Annotated in this window: 14 protein-coding genes and 1 pseudogene; 3 read left to right on the top strand and 12 right to left on the bottom strand. The window is 70.0% G+C overall.

Annotated features, from left to right (window positions below):
• Position 1: 1 nt before the first annotated feature.
• The 7 genes and pseudogenes from ACGFYP_RS05175 to ACGFYP_RS05205 all read right to left on the bottom strand — a co-directional run bounded on the left by ACGFYP_RS05175 (position 2) and on the right by ACGFYP_RS05205 (position 6582).
• Positions 2-301, bottom strand: a complete 300-nt coding sequence (locus tag ACGFYP_RS05175; RefSeq protein ID WP_393486540.1) for a DUF1490 family protein — start codon at positions 299-301, stop codon at positions 2-4.
• Between the two features lie 101 nt (positions 302-402).
• The gene (locus tag ACGFYP_RS05180) at positions 403-1323 is read right to left on the bottom strand and encodes a metal ABC transporter permease (protein ID WP_393486542.1); all 921 of its coding nucleotides are present in this window, start codon (positions 1321-1323) and stop codon (positions 403-405) included.
• Entirely contained in the window at positions 1320-2204 is an 885-nt protein-coding gene (locus ACGFYP_RS05185; protein ID WP_393486545.1) for a metal ABC transporter ATP-binding protein, read from the bottom strand. Before ACGFYP_RS05185 ends, ACGFYP_RS05180 begins: the two co-directional genes overlap by 4 nt.
• Positions 2204-3139 (bottom strand): metal ABC transporter solute-binding protein, Zn/Mn family, encoded by a 936-nt coding sequence (locus ACGFYP_RS05190; protein WP_393486547.1) that lies wholly within the window; start codon positions 3137-3139, stop codon positions 2204-2206. The genes ACGFYP_RS05185 and ACGFYP_RS05190 overlap by 1 nt, the downstream gene beginning before the upstream one ends.
• A 95-nt stretch (positions 3140-3234) precedes the next feature.
• Positions 3235-3588, bottom strand: a pseudogene (locus ACGFYP_RS05195) (ABC transporter permease); the annotation flags it as partial.
• A gap of 291 nt (positions 3589-3879) precedes the next feature.
• Entirely contained in the window at positions 3880-5094 is a 1215-nt protein-coding gene (locus ACGFYP_RS05200; protein ID WP_393486550.1) for an RCC1 domain-containing protein, read from the bottom strand.
• A gap of 252 nt (positions 5095-5346) precedes the next feature.
• The gene (locus tag ACGFYP_RS05205; RefSeq protein ID WP_393486552.1) at positions 5347-6582 is read right to left on the bottom strand and encodes an RCC1 domain-containing protein; all 1236 of its coding nucleotides are present in this window, start codon (positions 6580-6582) and stop codon (positions 5347-5349) included.
• A 743-nt stretch (positions 6583-7325) separates the two neighbouring features.
• On the opposite strand from ACGFYP_RS05205, the gene ACGFYP_RS05210 reads away from it, so the two are divergent.
• Genes ACGFYP_RS05210 through ACGFYP_RS05220 form a run of 3 tightly spaced genes read left to right on the top strand, consistent with a single transcriptional unit; the run spans position 7326 to position 10885 of the window.
• Positions 7326-7994 (top strand): hypothetical protein, encoded by a 669-nt coding sequence (locus ACGFYP_RS05210; RefSeq protein WP_393486554.1) that lies wholly within the window; start codon positions 7326-7328, stop codon positions 7992-7994.
• Positions 7995-8039: 45 nt separating this feature from the next.
• The gene (locus ACGFYP_RS05215; protein WP_393486556.1) at positions 8040-9710 is read left to right on the top strand and encodes a hypothetical protein; all 1671 of its coding nucleotides are present in this window, start codon (positions 8040-8042) and stop codon (positions 9708-9710) included.
• 11 nt (positions 9711-9721) lie between these two features.
• Positions 9722-10885, top strand: a complete 1164-nt coding sequence (locus ACGFYP_RS05220) for a hypothetical protein (protein WP_393486558.1) — start codon at positions 9722-9724, stop codon at positions 10883-10885.
• 28 nt (positions 10886-10913) lie between these two features.
• On the opposite strand, the gene ACGFYP_RS05225 is transcribed toward ACGFYP_RS05220, so the two are convergent.
• The 5 genes from ACGFYP_RS05225 to ACGFYP_RS05245 all read right to left on the bottom strand — a co-directional run bounded on the left by ACGFYP_RS05225 (position 10914) and on the right by ACGFYP_RS05245 (position 16917).
• The gene (locus tag ACGFYP_RS05225) at positions 10914-12539 is read right to left on the bottom strand and encodes a pyridoxal phosphate-dependent decarboxylase family protein (protein WP_393486560.1); all 1626 of its coding nucleotides are present in this window, start codon (positions 12537-12539) and stop codon (positions 10914-10916) included.
• Positions 12536-13627 (bottom strand): cupin domain-containing protein, encoded by a 1092-nt coding sequence (locus tag ACGFYP_RS05230; protein ID WP_393486562.1) that lies wholly within the window; start codon positions 13625-13627, stop codon positions 12536-12538. The genes ACGFYP_RS05225 and ACGFYP_RS05230 overlap by 4 nt, the downstream gene beginning before the upstream one ends.
• 22 nt (positions 13628-13649) lie before the next feature.
• Positions 13650-14726 carry a pyridoxal phosphate-dependent aminotransferase gene (locus tag ACGFYP_RS05235; RefSeq protein ID WP_393486564.1) on the bottom strand — a complete coding sequence of 359 codons (1077 nt, stop codon included), beginning with the start codon at positions 14724-14726 and terminating at the stop codon, positions 13650-13652.
• A 149-nt stretch (positions 14727-14875) separates the two neighbouring features.
• Positions 14876-15400 carry an EF-hand domain-containing protein gene (locus ACGFYP_RS05240; RefSeq protein ID WP_393486566.1) on the bottom strand — a complete coding sequence of 175 codons (525 nt, stop codon included), beginning with the start codon at positions 15398-15400 and terminating at the stop codon, positions 14876-14878.
• Positions 15401-15675: 275 nt separating this feature from the next.
• Entirely contained in the window at positions 15676-16917 is a 1242-nt protein-coding gene (locus ACGFYP_RS05245; RefSeq protein ID WP_393486568.1) for a PP2C family protein-serine/threonine phosphatase, read from the bottom strand.
• Between the last annotated feature and the right edge of the window lie 6 nt (positions 16918-16923).

The raw sequence follows: 16923 nt of genomic DNA on the forward strand, positions 1-16923 counted from the left end.
ATCAGTGCTCGTGTCCGTGATCGTCGTTCTCCACCTTGATGGCGGAGGGCGGCGGCACCTCCTCGCCGAGCGAGGTGCGGGCCTCGGCCATCACGTCACCGGCCTTGAGGCGGGCCTCTTCGGCGGCTTCGGCCAGCCAGCGGCTCGCGACGATCCCGCCGGCAAGGCCGCCGACGAGCGCCTTGCGCGCGGCCGGCTTGGCGGCGGGAAGGTTCTTGATGATCAGGCCGCCCACCACTCCGGATATCGCGTAATGAGCCAGCTTGCCGGCGGTGGCGCCGACGATGGCGAGGGGATGCATGGACTGCTCCTTCCGTACGCGCCGGGCAGACGCGACGGGGCCTCCATTCCAGTGTGACCCTCGGGGGCTCCGACGGTCGACCCATGGCTGGTGCCCCTCCCTCAGACGCGTGCGGCGGGCCGCGGGTCGGCCGGGAGCGAGGTCCGGGACGCTCTGGCGGCGCGCCGGGAGCCGACGAACCGGCAGCCGAGGTAGATCAGGAACGAGACGGTGGTGACGTACGGACTGATGGGGACGGTGCTGCCGAGGGCGAGCAGGATCCCGCCCTCCATCGACACCAGGGCGAAGACGACGCTCAGGACCGGCAGCAGTACCGGGGAAGCCGTGACCCGGGCGGCGGCCGCCGCCGGCGTGACGAGGAGCGCGAGGACGAGCAGGGCGCCGACGATCTGTACGCAGAGGGCGACCGCGAGACCGAGGACCAGCATGAAGGCGAGGGACAACGCGCGGACGGGGACGCCTCGGGCTTCGGCCACCTCCGGATCGGCGCTGGTGAAGGTGAGCGGCCGCCAGACGATCGCGAGGGCGATCAGCACCACGGCGGACGTGCCGACGAGCCACGCCATCTGAGGGGTGTCCACGGCGATGATCTGGCCGGTGAGGATCCCGAACTTGTTGGCGGCCCGCCCCTGGTAGAGGGAGAGGAAGAGCACGCCCAGGCCGAGCCCGAACGGCATGATGATGCCGATGACCGAGTTCCGGTCTCGGGCCCGGACGCCCAGGATCCCGATCGCGGCCGCCGCCAGCAGGGAACCCACGATGGACCCGGCGACGATGTTCACCCCCATCAGCAGCGCCGCCGACGCGCCGGCGAACGACAGCTCGCTGATCCCGTGCACCGCGAACGGCAGGTCGCGCATGATGACGAACACCCCGACCAGGCCGCCCACCAGGCCCAGCAGGGCTCCGGCCAGGAGCGAGTTGTGGACGAGGGCGAGCAGTTCGCCGTAGTCGTCGAAGTTGAAGATCTGCTGCCAGAGGCCGCCCTCGTCCCCGGCAGCGATCGGCAGGCGTCCGTTCACTGCCGTTCGCCTCCGTTCGCCCCGTCGGCGTGGTGGTGAACGGTGGCCGCGTCGGGTGCGCCCACGACGACGATCCGGCCACGGACGCGCAGGACGTCGACCTCGGTCCCGTAGAGATCCGACAGGGCGGCGGTGGTCATCACCTCGTCCGGCGGTCCGATCCGGAACCCGCCCGGGGCCAGGTACAGCACCCGGTCCACCAGGCCCAGGACCGGGTTGATCTCGTGTGTCACGAAGACCACGGCGGTACCGGCGGAGCGGCGGCGTCGGTCGACCAGCGTGGTGACGATGCGCTGGTGCTGCAGGTCGAGGGAGAGCAGGGGCTCGTCGCAGAGCAGGATCCGCGGGTCGGTGGCCAGGGCCTGGGCGATACGGACCCGCTGCTGTTCGCCGCCCGACAACCTCCCTACGGGAACATCCCCGTAGGCCGCCGCCCCGACGGACTCCAGGATCTCGTCCACTCGGCGGCGGATCCCGCCGGGGGCGAGCGTCACCCCCCATCGGTGCCCGTCCACGCCGAGCCTGACGAGGTCGCGGGCCCGGAGCATCGTGTGGGCGGGCAGGGACTTGTGCTGCGGTACGTACCCGACGTGCCTGCTGCCGCGGTGCGGAGGGCGGCCGAGGACGGTCAGGGACCCTGAGGTGAGCGGCTGCCGTCCGAGGAGCACACGCAGCAGGCTGGTCTTGCCCGACCCGTTGGGTCCCAGCACCGCCAGGAACTCCCCGGGCCGCACGTCGAGGTCCAGGTCGCGCCAGAGCACGCGGTCGCCGTAGGCGAGTGACGCCGCCCGCAGGCTGATCACCGGTGCCGCGGGGCCGGCGCCGCGGTCGTCCGCCGCAGCAGCCGGTGAACGTGGCGTGGCAGCCTCCGTGCGGTCCATCACCGGTCCAGGGCGTTGTCGAGCGCGTCGATGGTGGACGACATCCAACTGATGTAGTCCTCCCCTTCGGGGAGGGTCTCGGTCACCGGGACCACGGGGATGCCGTTGTCCTCGGCGGCCTGCTTGACCTTCTCCGTCTGAGGGCCGGTGGTCTGTTCGTTGTGGACCAGCGCGTCGACCTGCTTGCCGGTGAGGAGCGCCAGCGTGTCCCGGAGACTCTGCGGGGAGACTTCCTCGCCTTCTTCGATGGCTTCGCTGAAGTCGGCGGGGGTCTTGTTCACCAGGCCGCCCGCCTCGGTCAGGTAGAGCGGCACGGGCTCGGTGACGGCCACGGCGGTGCCCGCGTGGCGGGCGTCGATCTGCGCCGTCCGCTTCTCCAGGGTCGCCAGCTTGTCCTTGAAGGTCTCGCTGTTCTGCCGGAAGACGGCGCCGTCCTCGGGTGCCACCTTCGTCAGCGCGTCCGCGATACGGTCGGCGAGCTTGCCCATGGTGGGGAGGTCGTACCAGACGTGCTCGTTGAACTCCCCTGCGGCGTCTGGGGTCTTGCCGGAGACCTCCACGGCGTTCACCACCTGGGCCGAGGAGTTGTCGGCACCGCGAAGCATGCGGCGGACGAAGTCGTCGTAGCCGCCCCCGTTCTCGACGACGACCTTCGCCTTGGCCAGCTCCAGCTGGTTGCGCGTGCCGGCCTCGTACGAGTGGGGGTCCTGCGCCGGATCGCTGATGATCGAGACGACGTCGACCTTGTCGGCACCGATCTGCCGCACGACGTCCCCGTACACGTCGGTCGAGGCGACCACGGGTATCGCGGGCGCCAGGCTCGCGGGCGGAGCGCCGGCCGCAGAATCGGCACGGGCGCAGGCGCCGCAGCCGAGGGCCAGCGCCGTTGCGAACCCGATGAACACGATGGAGCCACGAGCCGAGATCGGCCGCATACCGTCCTCCCTGACAAAGGGAACCCGAAACGGTAATCAGTTGAATTATCTCCCCAAGGCGCCTCGCCCTCCACTTGGCCGATGACGCCTGTCGGTCAGCTCGGGTCGTCGTTGAACTTCGAGGTCGACCAGAAGTAGCCGAGCACGGTGAGCGCCAGGCACCAGGCGACGGCGAGCCAGCCGTTGTGGCCGATCTCGGTGCCGAGGAGCAGACCGCGCAGGGTCTCGATGGCGGGGGTGAAGAGCTGGTACTCGGCGATCGGCTGGAACCAGCCCGGCATCGCGTTCACCGGGACGAACGTGCTGGAGATGAGGGGCAGGAAGATCAGCGGCATCGCGTTGTTGCTGGCGGCCTCGGCGTTCGGCCTGATCAGGCCCATGCCGACCGCGATCCAGGTGAGCGCCAGCGCGAACAGTGCGAGCAGTCCGAGGGCCGCGAACCACTCCAGTGGGGGCTCCTTGAGAGGCGAGAGGCTGCGGTCGATCAGAGCCCAGGGTCACCCAGCTGCTGCGCGAGACACCCGGTGGCCAGGTCGAGGGCGACGGACCCCATCCCGCGCAGCTCCTCCGGCCGACAGCGCGGGCCGTGTACGAGGACAACCGCACCACGCTTAGATCGTCAGCCGGTCAGCCGGTGACCGGTCAGCCGGCGAGCTGGTCACAGAGAACCGTCCGGTCGGTGACTGACCGCCGCCCGTCGGTCGGTGGGCGGCGGTCACGGGTGTTCCTGGTGGGGTCGGTCAGTAGGCGAACGCGGCTCTGCCGGTCGTCGTCGTGGCGACCCGGGTGATGCCACTGCCGGTGGGGAGAGTGGTGACGGGCTTGTGGTCCCGGGTGGTGGTGGGGATGTTGGTGCCGTCGCCGAGCTGGAAGACGTCGTTGTTGCCCAGGGTCAGGACGGAGCCGTCCGGCTGTGCCGCGACGGTGAAGTCGGCGCCGCCGACGATGCTCTTCGTGCCCTTGAGGTTGTCGATGGGGACAGGGGTGGTGCGTTCGGTGACGGTCCCGTCGCCGAGCTGGCCGAACCCGTTCCAGCCCCAGCCCTTGACGGTCCCGTCCTCCAGGATCGCGAAGTCGTGGTAAGGGCCAGCGGAGATCTTGGTGACGCCGCTGTCGAGATACTTCACGTCGACGGGGGACAGGCTGTCGACCCTGGTGTCGTTGCCGAGTTGGCCGTTCCTTCCCTCGCCCCAGGACTTGACCTTGCCGTCCACGGTAAGGGCGAGAACGTGGTTGCAGCCGACGGAGATGGCGTCGATGTCGGTGAGGTTCTTGATCTGCTGGGGGGTGTTACGGCTCTCGTTGACGGTGGCGTTACCGGCGCTGGGTCCTGTGCCGAGACGCCCGTTGGATCCGTCTCCCCATGTCCAGACGGTGCCGTCCTTGCGCAGCGCGACGCTGTACTGGCAGCCGGCGCCGACGTCCTTGACGTCGTCCAGCGCCTGTACCAGGACGGGGGTCTTCTTCGTGTCGTCCTCGGTGAGGCCGTTGCCGAGCTGGCCCTTGGCGCTGCTGCCCCAGGCATAGATGCGCCCCTTGCGGACGGCGAGGACGTGGTCGCTGCCGGCGTCCACGGCGCTGACGCCGGACAGGCCCGCGACGGTGGTGGGGACGGGCTGGCCGGTGGTGGTGCCGTTGCCGAGCTGGCCGCTGCCGTTGGCGCCCCAGCTCTTGACGGTGCCGTCCGAAAGCAGCGCGACCGCGAAGGCAGTGCTGTCGTGGCCGCCTCCGGAGAGGGTACGTACATCGGTGCGGGCGACGCCGACCACGTCGCCGGGGGTCGACTGGTTGAGCACGGTGGCGTTGCCGAGCTGGCCGACGGCGTTGGTGCCCCAGGCCCGTACCCAGGGATCGGTGGCCGCTGCGGTGGCGGCCTCGGGGACGGCGAGGACGGTGAGGGCGCCGAGGGAGAGGGTGGCGAGGAGCGCCGTCCTCGGAGCACGGTGTGCGGTCATGGAAGTACCTCTTGGGTGGAAGGCGCGGGGCGGGGACGGCCCATGCGCGCAGGTGTGTGTGGGGGGGGTAGCAGCGCTTCGACGTGAGCTGCTGCGATCGAGGAGGGAGCGCCGGGCGGGCGCCTCGGCGGACCGGCGATGGGGGCAGGTACGGGCGCGAGGCGCGGGAGGCATGCGGGCGCCGCTGCCGCCCGGCCCGCCCGCCCGGTGCTCGGTGCTCGGTGCTCGGTTCTCGGTGCTCGGTGCTCGGGCTCAGTGCACGTAGGTCGAGTTTCCGCCCAGCGACGCGGTGACGTCGGTGGTGGAGGAGTCGGAACTGAGCACCTTCAGCATGGTGTGGCTGTCGGTGGTGTTGCCGTTCCCGAGTTGGCCGTCGGCGTTCTGGCCCCAGGTGTAGACGTAGTCGTCCTTCAGGGCGACGCCGTGGTGGGCACCCGCCGCGAGCTTGGTGAGGCCCCTCAGCTGCGGGATCTCGATCGGTGCGGTGCGGTTGGTCCGGTAGACCTCGCCGTCGAAGACCTCGTCCTCGTCGAGCAGTTGCCCGTACTGGTTGTGGCCCCAGCCCCAGACCGCGCCGCCGCTCAGCCGGGCGTAGTTGTGCCAGGCACCGGCCTCGATGTCGACGACCTCCGCCAGCCAGTCGACGTCGACCGGGGTGGCCGACGAGGCGGTGGAGGAGTTGCCCAGCTGGCCGTAGATGTTGTAACCCCACGCCATGACGACGCTCTTGCCCGCTCCCTCGCCTTCCTCGGCCGCGGTCATGGCGAGCGCGTGGTGACAGCCGGCGTCGATCTTGGAGACCTTGGGCAGGCCTTTGACCAGGCGGGGTACGGAGCTGGTCGCCCGGCTGCCGTTGCCGAGCTGGCCGTGGATGCCGCGGCCCCAGGCGTACACCTGGCCGTTGCCGAGGAGGGCGAGGCTGAAGTCGCACCCGGCGGCGATCTGCTTCACGTCGGGCATGCCCTGGACGCGGGCGGGGATGCTGCGGCTGTCTCCGGTGCGGTTGTTGCCGAGCTGCCCGTAGGCGTTGTCGCCCCACGAGTAGACCTGGCCGTGCTTGTCCACGGCGAGCGCGTGCGCGCCACCCGCCGCGATGTCCTCCACCGGCGGCAGCCCCGGGACCTTGACGGGCACCTTCTGGGCGGCGTGGGTGCTGTTGCCGAGCTGGCCGGAGGCGTTGTGGCCCCAGGACCTGACCGTGCCACCGCTGCTGGCGAGCGCGAGAGCGAAGGAGTTCTCCGCCGAAGTGCCGCCCGCGGAGATCTTCTTGACGTCACCGCGCAGGAGATAGGTGACGGCGGTGGGGGTCGAGCTGTCGGTCATGGTGCCGTTGCCGAGTTGGCCGACGATTCCCGCGCCCCAGCTCGTCACGGTGGGCTGGATCTCGTCCGCCGTGGCGGGCGTGGTGGCGGGTATGGCCAAGGCGGCCGTCGTCGCGACGACAGCCATGAGGCGCACCAGAACGGTGCGACGCGCTAGAGGGGACATGGCGCTCCTTCGGTCTCCGATGACAAGGGGAATGCCGCGTGCCCCTGCTCCGCCGGGCGTGACTCGGGACTGGGCCGGCCGGGCCGGGCATGGGGAACGGCTGTGCGACGTCTGCAGCCTGACCCAGCTCCAGCGGCCTCGCGACCGCTGGAGGGACCTCTCACTCGATCGACCGACCACCGTACGGAGGGGCGCACTTTCCTCTGCGGAACAGCTTCGGGAAAACCCTTGCGCATGACGGCCGTTGAGGTGACAGCGACGGCGCTCGCGGGCCAGTTCCTCGTTCCGGGACGGGCGTGAAGGGCGCCGTCGAGCGAACAGACCCTCCGACCGAACGAGTTGTCGGGGATCACCGCATCGCCGCGTCGGACGACCCCCGATGCGGTGACCCACAAGCCGAGTTGCCCGGAGGTTCGGGCGGGACACGCGCCCCCCTGGGCCATTGCGGTGAACCCTCACGACGGACCGGCGGGGCATGGGCGAGCCAGGCGGAGTAGACCGTCGCCGACCCCGGGAAATGCTTCTGTAGGCCAATCACACAATACGACCGAGCAACCTCAGGGCGATGTAGTGAATTGTCCTGTACATGCGCGCCTCCGTCGATCGGAAACCACGCACGCGAATGACGTTCGCAGAATCGTTTCCGCTCCCGCTTACCTTTCTGCGCCCCCTCCGGATGTCGTTGTCGAGACCGCCCGGGTTCACACAATGAGTCCCGCACACACTGCCGAACGGAGAAACTCGTGTTCTATGCAGGACGGACCGGCATGGCCGCCGCCGGATTCACCGCAGCTCTCTGGGTAGGGGTGACCGCACTACCGGCCGCAGCGACCCCGCCGCCGCATCCCTACGGCGGCCTGCCGGTCGCCGCGCCCATGGCCGAGACCACCGGCGGCTACGCAACGTCCCCGAGTGGGCAGGGTCTCGGGTACTCCCCCTGGTTCCTGCCGTGGGCGGCGCCGGAACCGCCGTCCATGGACATGCCCGGCTACCCGAAGGGCGATCAGCCACCGGTCAAGAACTCCGACCCGTGCAGCAAGGACAGCAAGAATCCGTCCGGCTGCGGGGCCCGGGAGGGCAATCAGAAGGAGATCGAGGCCTGTCCGCCCGGTCAGGCGGGCTGCCTGGCGAAGTACGCGACGGACGGCCAGGCCACCCGGACCGATCTGAATTCGACGGCGGCGTTCGTCGACGAGCTGGCCAACAAGGACCGCTACGCCTCCCCGCACCAGGCCGCGGCCCAGATGTGCGGGATCTTCTCCCAGCACATCCACTTCTACCGGCCCGACCAGTACCAGTTCCAGCCGACGACCCACAACTGCCTACCGGGGCTGTCCGGCCAGGACCACGAGCACCCCACGGTCACCCCCGTCGGCACTCTGACCCGTCTCCCTGACGACCAGCCCCATTGACGACCAGCCTCATTGACGACCAGCCCCAGTAAGGAGTCCGCACCCGTGCGCGTCACGCCCCTGCGTATCCCCGCCGCCGTCGTCCTGGGCGGCGTCCTCCTCCTTCCCCTCTCCTGCGTTCCCGCGTACGCGGCTCCGGCCGCCGAGCCCCCGTGGAAGAACACGGACGTCGCCAACGGCGACTTCTCGGCCCCCCAGCTGTCGACCACCGCGGAGGCCAGCCAGGAGATCGTTCCCAAGGAATGGTCCGGCAACGACGTCACGGTCTTCTCCGGCCCGCTCGCCCGGCGCCAGGACAAACGCCAGGCCGTCTCCCTCAACGACAGCACCGGCGCCGGCACCCTGCGTCAGCGGCTGTGGGGCGTGAACGCCGGCGCGACCGTGCGGGTCGGCTTCTCCGACTCCGCCTCCACGCTCTCGACCTGCACCCCGGCGCGGGTCCAAGGCGGCCAGCGCTACAAGGTGACCACGTACAAACCGGTGGCGTACGGATCGGACGGCAAGCCGTCCAAGGACCGCCCGGTCCACCACACGCAGGAGTACAGGACCGAGGGCTACACGAAGCCCGCGAACCAGACCGGCGACGGCTCCTGGTCCGCCACTCCGAAGGCCTTCGAGTTCACCGCCGCCGAGGACAACCCGCTGATCGCGTTCGAGTCGCTGGAGAGGCCCACCAGCAGCAGCGACGAGGAGAAGAAGTGCGGCCCGCTCATCGCCGTGGTCACCGCCCAGCAGAAGGCGGCGCCCGTCGACTACTACGTCGAGCAGAACGGCCTGCCCTGGCACGCCTACAAGGGCCACGACGAGATCTCGCTCGAAACGGCCCTCGAAACGTGCAAGGGCGTCGACGGCTGCCGCTTCACGGCCGATCCCGACTACTCCTACCAGTACTACTCGAAGGTCCGGGTCATCGGATACGCGGCCATCAACTGCACCCGCAACCAGAAGACCGACAGACGGAACCTCAGCTACACCGAGGAGGGCTTCGACAGCCTCACGCAGGAGGTCCGCCGGCTCAAGAACTCGGCCCAGGCCGACCAGAACCTCGGCAACAGCGGAGGCGACGACAAGGGCGCGGGATCACCCAACCTCCAGGAGATGTTCCCTCAGATGTTCAAGCAGGCGGCCGCCGGATTCCAGCGCCTCCAGGGCAACAACCGGCTCGCCAACACCACGGACCCCCTCACCACGACCCGTACCACCGACAAGACCGTCGAACAGGCCGTCCAGCCGAGCGAGGCCGGCTGGTACGAAGTGCAGGCCTCCCGTGAGCGCGTCGAGGGCATCTTCCAGGGCAGCGGCAACCTCCGCATCGACGCGATGCTCGACTACCCCTCCAACCGCGTTCCTGACCGCTTCTACCAGCGCACCGGCCCGATGACCCAGGACGAGCAACGGCACTGCCTCACCGAGCGCCCCCTGCGTGTCACCCCCGACAACAGCGGCGTGGACGCCCCCGCGGAATCGGGCGGCCCGTCCCCGCGCACGGAGACCGGTACGGCAGCCCCTGGCGCGGCGGCCCCCGCAGCTCCAGCACCCCTGGCCGCCCCCGCCGCCCCGGTCGCCCCGAGCTCCCCCGCCGTCCCGGTCACCCCCGCCGGTGGCGCTTCTCCCGTCCAGGTGTCGCCGGTCCAGACGCGGCCTGTCTCCCGATCGGAGACGCCGGCCCAGGCACCGGCCTCCCCCGCCACCCCCGCCACCCCCGCCCAGCAGTGAGGAAGCGAGTCATGCGCACCCCCGCCCGCACCGCCCCGACCCTTCCGAGACGGGCCCTCGTCGTTCCGGTCACCACCCTGTCGCTCGCGCTTGCCACCGTCGCCACCGCGCACCCCACCGCCGCGGCGCCGTCCGGCGACCCCGCGCCCGTGCCGAAGGCGACCCGCAACGGCGCCCCCGCCCCCGTGAAGGACGTACTGAAGTCCTGCAAGGGAGCCAACTGCGACTTCCGGATCACGCAAGGTCCCACCGAGTTCCTCAGCGCCGTCACCACCGTCGGCAGCGCTGTCGTCAACTGCTCCGACGCCGACATGACGATCGAACGCGAGGTCACCCTCTCCTCGTCCATCACCGACAACGTCGAGGGAGAGATCTCCGGTTCCTGGACCCACGAGGGCACCGTCGACAAAACGGTCTGGGGCGAGGATCACGCCGAACACACCGAATCGGCAAGGCTGCAGAACACCGGCACCACCACCATCACCGGAACGAAGCGCGACCAGACGTCGACGAACAACGGCACGATCGACCACTCGGCCCCCAAGGACAAGGGTCCGAACACGGAGACGCACTCGTTCACGGCCACCCAGAACGAGACCACCAGCCAGACACAGAACTCGGCCGCGACCCAGACCGAGGTGGCCTCCTCGGCCAAGGGATCCGTCACCGGTCACGACGAACTGCACGTCGGCGTCAAGGACGCCTTCGCCGCCGCGTTCCGCCTCACCGCCGGCCGCGAGCTCACCCAGAGCGTCGAGGAACGCATGATGTACAGCATCACCCTCAAGCCCAAGGACATCCTCACCCTCGGCGCCCAGAACGCCATGGTCCGCACCCAGGGCACACTCCGCGTCAACGACAGCGCGGGCGCCGCCACGGTCGAGAACGTCAGCGTCAACAGCCCGTCCACCACGAACGCCAGCTCCTTGATCTCCCAGACCTACACGGACGCGGGGCAGTGCATCGGCGTACGGCCCACCAAGAACGCCGCCGACCCACAGCCCGGACCACGCCCGCGCGCGGGCGGAGGCACCACCCCGTCCCCCGTCGAGCAGGCGCCCCGCCCGCACCCTGCCGCCCCGGGCCTGTACGAGATCCCCGCCCCTCCGGCGGGATCGAGCCCCGGCCCGGTCAAAGTGGTCCCCCTCCCCCCGGGGACGACGGCCCAGCCGTGACGACGAGCCCGGCGACCATGGACATGGCTCAGACCCCGGCCGGGACACCGGTGGGGGCCGCGCGCAGCGCGCGGACCACTCGCGCCCGTCCGGGGGTGTCCAGCGGGTCCATCACACACATCCTCAGGAGGGTGTGCGTACCCTCCTCTCCCGAGGGGGAGCAGACGGACCCCCACACGCCGTGCCGGCTCAGCCGGTCGAGCAGCGGACCGTCCACCGAACCACCGCTCTTCAGGGCGAAGTTGACGATGGAGAGGTCCGGTGGGCGTCGACCCACGAGAGCAGCCCCGTCGCCGCGCTCGTGTCCGCCCTCGTCGGCGAACGACTCGTACAGCACGCGCGCCGAGTCGAGGCAGCCCCCGAGCAGCCGCCCGTACCCGCCGTCGAACAGGCCGACCGCCCGGTGCGCGGCCCACACCGCCGCGGCCGCGGCGCCCGGCCGCGCACCCTCCAGGGTGTACGGGGCGAACAGCATGGGTTCCCCCGCCCTGGGGGCGAAGTACCCTGGCCGGGTGGCGACCGCCTCGGCCGCACGCCGGTCCCGCAGCACCAGAGCGCCGGCCGGATAGGGCGCCCGGCCGCACTTGTGCGGGTCGACGGTGACCGAGTCGGCCCCTGGCAGGGCGCACAGAGCCGCGTGGACCTCCGGCTTCAGCGGGGCCGCCAGCTGCTCGTACGGCAGCGGTTCGCCCTCGCCGTCGAGGCAGACGGTACGGAAGTAGCCGCCGTACGCGGCGTCCACGTGGACGTAGAACGAGGCCCCGTAGCGCCGTTCGCACTCCTCCCGCAGGCGCAGCACGGCGGGCAGGTCGTCGACGGCGCCCTCCGCGGTGCTGCCGAGCGTGGCGACGACGGCGAGGACGGGACGTCCGGCCCGCAGCAGCCGGTGGACCCGGGCCGCGAGATCGGCCGTGTCCAGCCGGGCATGGGAGTCGAGGCGCACCCGCTCCACCTCGTCACCCCCGAGCCCGAGCAGATCGGCCGCCTTTTCCCAGGAGTAGTGGGCGTTGCGGCCGATCAGGAGCGTGGAGCGGGCGGGTCCGGCGGCTGGCCGCCGGACCTCGGACAGCAGGCCTCGTCGCTCCAACTGCTGTAGCAGATCCAGTGTCTGACGGTACGGCAGATTATGGAGGCGTACGGGATCGAGACCGGCGACCAGGTCGCGGGCGGCCGGATGGCGGGCCGCTGCCTGCGGCAGGGTCCGCAGGGTCCGGGCGATCCAGAGGGCCTCGTACCCGGCGGCATGGGCGCCCGAGCAGAGATGGGCCCAGCCCGTGGTGGGCCCGTACCCCACCAGCCGGCACAGGTCCCGTGCCACCTCGTGTTCCAGCTCGGTGGTGACGGGCGAGGCCTCAGGGGCGATGTTGTTGGGGTTGTAGAGCAGGGCGCAGAGGTAGGCCAGGGTGACGTCGAGGGGCGTGTCGGCCGTCATGTGGGAGAGGTGCCCCGGGGCCGGCCAGGGGGTCGAGTCCCGTGCCAGCCGCGCCGACAGATCCCGCAGCAGCGCCCGGGCACCCGGGGACGGCCCGGCCGGCGGGACTCCCGTACAGGAAGCGCGCCAGCGGTCGTGGTCGCCGAACAGGTCTCTGAGCAGGTCGAGGGTGGGGGCGGGGTCGGGGGTGGGGGTCGGGTCGGGATCGGGATCGGGGGTCATCGCAGGATGTGAGCGGCGATCCGGTCGTGGGCGAGCTCCAGTTGGTCCCAGGCACGTTGACAGACCGTCATCAGCTCGGGGAAGCGCGCGGGCGAGAGCGAGCGCAGGTGGTCGCGGCCGATCCGGCTGTGGTCCTCGTCGATCGCCGCGTGCAGATCGAAGTACGACTCCTCGGGAGTCCCGGAGTGCGGGAAGGCCACCCGTGTCCGATTGCCGAAGACGTCGCAGCTGGCCTCGACGACCATGTGGACGATCACGATCTTGGCCGCCTCGTCGGCTCCGTGCATCTGCATGAGGAACCAGTTGCCGGCCGCTTCGAGGATCGGATCGTAGACGTCGGTGGCCACGCCGTGGCGCTCGCGGAGCAGTACGTCGTGCCCGAACTCCTCACGCAGATGCCCGGCGTAGACCTCCCGCAGCACCGGATCGACGCAGAGCGCCTGACGGGCGTACAGCATGCGCTGGAAGTAGACCGACCAGACGTACAGCGCGGAGAGGAATCGGCGGCGCAGCTCCGGGTCGGCGCCGATGCGCCCGTCGTCGAAGGGCTCGAAGAGCCGGTGCTCCTCGTAGCGGCGGAGCCGGGCGGCGTTGAGCCGTTCGAGGTCGGTGTACGCGGCCGTGGCGGCCTCGGTGAAGCGGACCCGGGGCCCGACCTCGTCCTCGTACAGCCCCGCCCCCTCGAACTGGACCGAAAGGCCGTGGAACTCTTCACCGGGCGCGGTCTCGAAGCCGTGGAGCGAACCCGGCGGGACACAGACCGTGTCGCCCTCCGCGAGCATCCCCTCACGATCGCCGATGAGCCGCACGGACCCCTTGCAGACGATGATCACCGACTTGGTGGGGTGCTCGTGGATGTCGAGCCGCTCGCCGTCACGGAGCCGCACCCAGGCGAGGGACAGGCGCCCCTGTTCGGGCAGGAAGTCGGCCAGTTCGTCGTGGCGGCGGAAGTCGCGATGCTCGCCGAGTTGGTGTACCTCGCCGCCCACCTCCACGGAGGTGAGGGCGCGGATCGTGTCGCGGGCCACGATCAGCGGGCGGGGGAAGGTGGTCGGCTGCGGCACGGGGGAGATCTGTTGAGTCGTCATGACGGCTTTCGCTGGAAGGGGTTCAGTACGGCAGGACGTGCGAGGTGGCGGCGGGGAGGTCCCTGTCGCGGCCCGCGCCCAGGGCGGCGAGCAGCCGGGAGTTCTCCTGCCGGGTCGCGACCGCGATACGCAGGTGGCGGCGGAGGCCGTCCGGTTCGACGACGGCGTCCAGACCGGCCTCGAGGAGCGCCTCGGCCGCCGTGGCGGTGTCGGTGACCTCGACGGTGACGAAGCCCGCGGTGGCGTGGACCTCCTGGACCAGCGGGCAGCGGGCCAGGGCTGCTGCCAGCCGGTCGCGCTCCTCGACGAACGCGTCGATGCGGTGGCGCAGGACGGAGAGGTCGGAGAGCTCGCTCATCGCGGCGTCGATGACGGGCCCCGGTACGGCGAAGGGTGACTGCGCCGCGCGCAGGGCGGTGATCGCGACCGGATCGGCGAAGACGGCCCCCAGCCGCAGGCCCGCCATCCCCAGCCCCTTCGACAGGGAGCGCAGCACGATCAGGCGGGGGTGATGGGCGATCAGGTGCCGGTACGAGGGGCGCCCCGCGAGCTCGGCGTAGGTCTCGTCCACGACGACGAGTCCGCCGAACCGCCTGAGTAGGGCGTCGAGCTCGCCGGCGGCAACCTTGGTGCTCGTGGGGTTGTTGGGGTCGCACAGCAGGACGCCCTTGACCGGCAGTGCGAGGAGTGCGTCGACGTCGAGGCGGTCGTAGCGCTCGCCCCGCAGCGGTACGGCGTACCGCTCGACACCGTGGAGGGTGGCGAGACGGTCGAAGAACCCGAAGTTCGGAGGAGTGACGGCGAGGGCGTCGCGGCCGGGTTCGAAGAACGTACGAAGGACGAGCTCCAGGGCGTCGACGGCGCCACGGGTGAGGAGGACGCGGTCGTACGGATCCTGACCCTGTGAGTGGCCCTGTGAGTGCCGGGGTTCCGGTGCTGGTTCGAGCCGGTCGAGGGCTGCGGTGTAGCGGCTGACGAGGGCCCTGAGCCCGTGGTCGGGATATCGGCCGTGCGCTCCCGCGAAGGTGTTCTCGTTGAAACGGAGATTGACCAGACCCCGGGATTCCGGGCGCGGGCTGAAGGGCCCGGCAGGTCGCAAGGTGCGAACGGAATGTCTGACCAATTCACCGATTTCGGTGGACATGGAGCTCCTCGAATGACATGCGGAAACTCCGGATTCCAGGGAATTGCAGGGAGTTGCAGGAATTCCCCGGAATCCAGAGGTGTCCCTCGCGGGTGTGCGAGGGATCAGAACGCGCCGAAGGCCCAGTTGCCGGGCGCCTGCGGGTCGTCACTGCGGTAGAAGTCCTCGACGCCCTTGGCGTACTCCGACTTCGTCACGAAGCCGTCGCCGTCCATGTCGAGCTGCTGGAAGCCCTTCGTGCTCTCGGGCCGGGCGACGCCGAGCTTCTGGTCCATGCGGATCCACTCGTCGAGGCTGATCCGGCCGTCGTGGTCGGAGTCCACGACGTCGAACGACATCTTGCCGAGCTTGATGGCCTCGTTCATGACGTGGTCGATGTCGCCGGCGCTGATGAACTCCTCACGGCTGATGCGCTGATCGCCGTCGGTGTCCAGCGCCTTCTGCAGCGCCTGCCACACCCGGTCCGCCTCGGCGATGAGCGCCATGCCCTCGCGCGAGTCCCGTGCGCCCGCGGCGTCGTTGATACGGCCCGCGAATTCCGCGAGGTCCGCCTGCTCGATGAAGCCGTTCTGGTCGAGGTCGAGCAGCTCGAAGTGCCGCTGGAGCTTGCGCTCCTGGACAGCCGTCATTTCTTTCCTCCTTGTGGGGGGTGTTCCGGGGCAGTGTGAAGCCCGGGAAGAGCCGGCCGAGGAATGGCCACGCAGGGCCATGGTCCGATCGAACGATCGAGACGCGAACGGCCGATCTCGCGCCTCATCCTTCGACCCTAGATAAAGACATGTCAAGAAATGTCCCCCGGCCGGCGCAACAGCCGAAACCGCTTGAAATTGAAACGGATTGCCACGCCTCCCGCAGGCCTCCGGCTTCGGCTCCGTCGGCTCTGTAGCGGCGGGTGGCCAGCGGCTCAATCGAGGGTGGCGAGATGATCGGCGTCGCCGCCACGCCACTCGATGAGGAAGATGGTCGCGTCATCGCTGGTAACGCCGCCACGTCCCCGCTTCAAAGCGTGGGAGAGCGCACGCACCACCGGCCGCACCGCCGTGTGGTCACGGACGGCTCGGTTGGTCCACTCGATGAGCTGTTCCTCACCGAACTCTTCCCCACCGGGTTGATGCTCTTCGATCAGGCCATCGGTGAAACACAGCAACCGGTCCCCGGGCTGCAGCATCCGCTCGCTGACCACCGGCTCCTCACCGCCGAAGCCGACCGGCAATGTGGTCGGGCTCTCCAACCGGTCCACCACGGCGCGGCCACGGATCAGCAAAGGCGCCGGGTGGCCGGCATTGACCCACTGCAGCCGGCCCGTCGCGATGTTCACACACATCATCTGCGCGGTGACGAAGTGGTCGTGGCCGAACTGCTCGTTGATGGCCCTGTCCATGAACGCATACACCTGGGACAGATCGGTTTTGGCCCGTCGCGCGTGACGGTAGGCGCCGATGGCGACCGTCGCCATGGTCGCCGCGTCCAAGCCGTGGCCCATCGCGTCGATCATGGCCACATGAAGGACGTCGCCGTTGAGGGCGTAGTCGAAACTGTCGCCGGCCACGTCGTACGCGGGCTCCAGGATTCCAGCCACCTCGACCTGCGGAACAGTCATCGACAGCGGAGGCAGCAACGACCACTGGATCTCTGCGGCCACGCTCATGGGGGCGCGGCGTCGGGTCCGGAAGAACAGGTCGGTGTAGGCGTCCTTGGTCACGATCATGTCTGCCACCAGGCCGGCAAGTCTGCGCAGCAACCGCCGGTCGTCGTCATCGACGCTGTCCAGGGTGACGGCCATCGCCCCTACCTGGTCACTGCCGTCCAGCAGCGGCAGATACATCCGCACGGTGCCGTCCTGCGGCACCTCTACCGTTCTGCGGCTCAGGAACGCCTTGCCGGCAGGTGAGTCCTCGACCGGTTCGGGGTCACCGACCGTCAGCCCCCGGCCCGGCAGCGGCACCAGCACCATCTGCTCGTAGTCCTGCAGGAGGATCGAGACGTCCCGGCCACCGACCCTGGCCACCTCCTCCGCAACGAGCGGGGCGATCAACTGCGGCGGCATCTCGTGAGCCCGGTCCAGCAGCAATCCCAGCAGCCGCTCACCGAACCCCTCCGACCGGTCCACCCCGAACTTGCTCGGCTTCCGCCCGCCTTCGGACATCGTGCT

The organism is Streptomyces sp. NPDC048370 (genome assembly GCF_043200825.1).
In the GTDB taxonomy this organism is placed as follows: Bacteria; Actinomycetota; Actinomycetes; order Streptomycetales; family Streptomycetaceae; genus Streptomyces.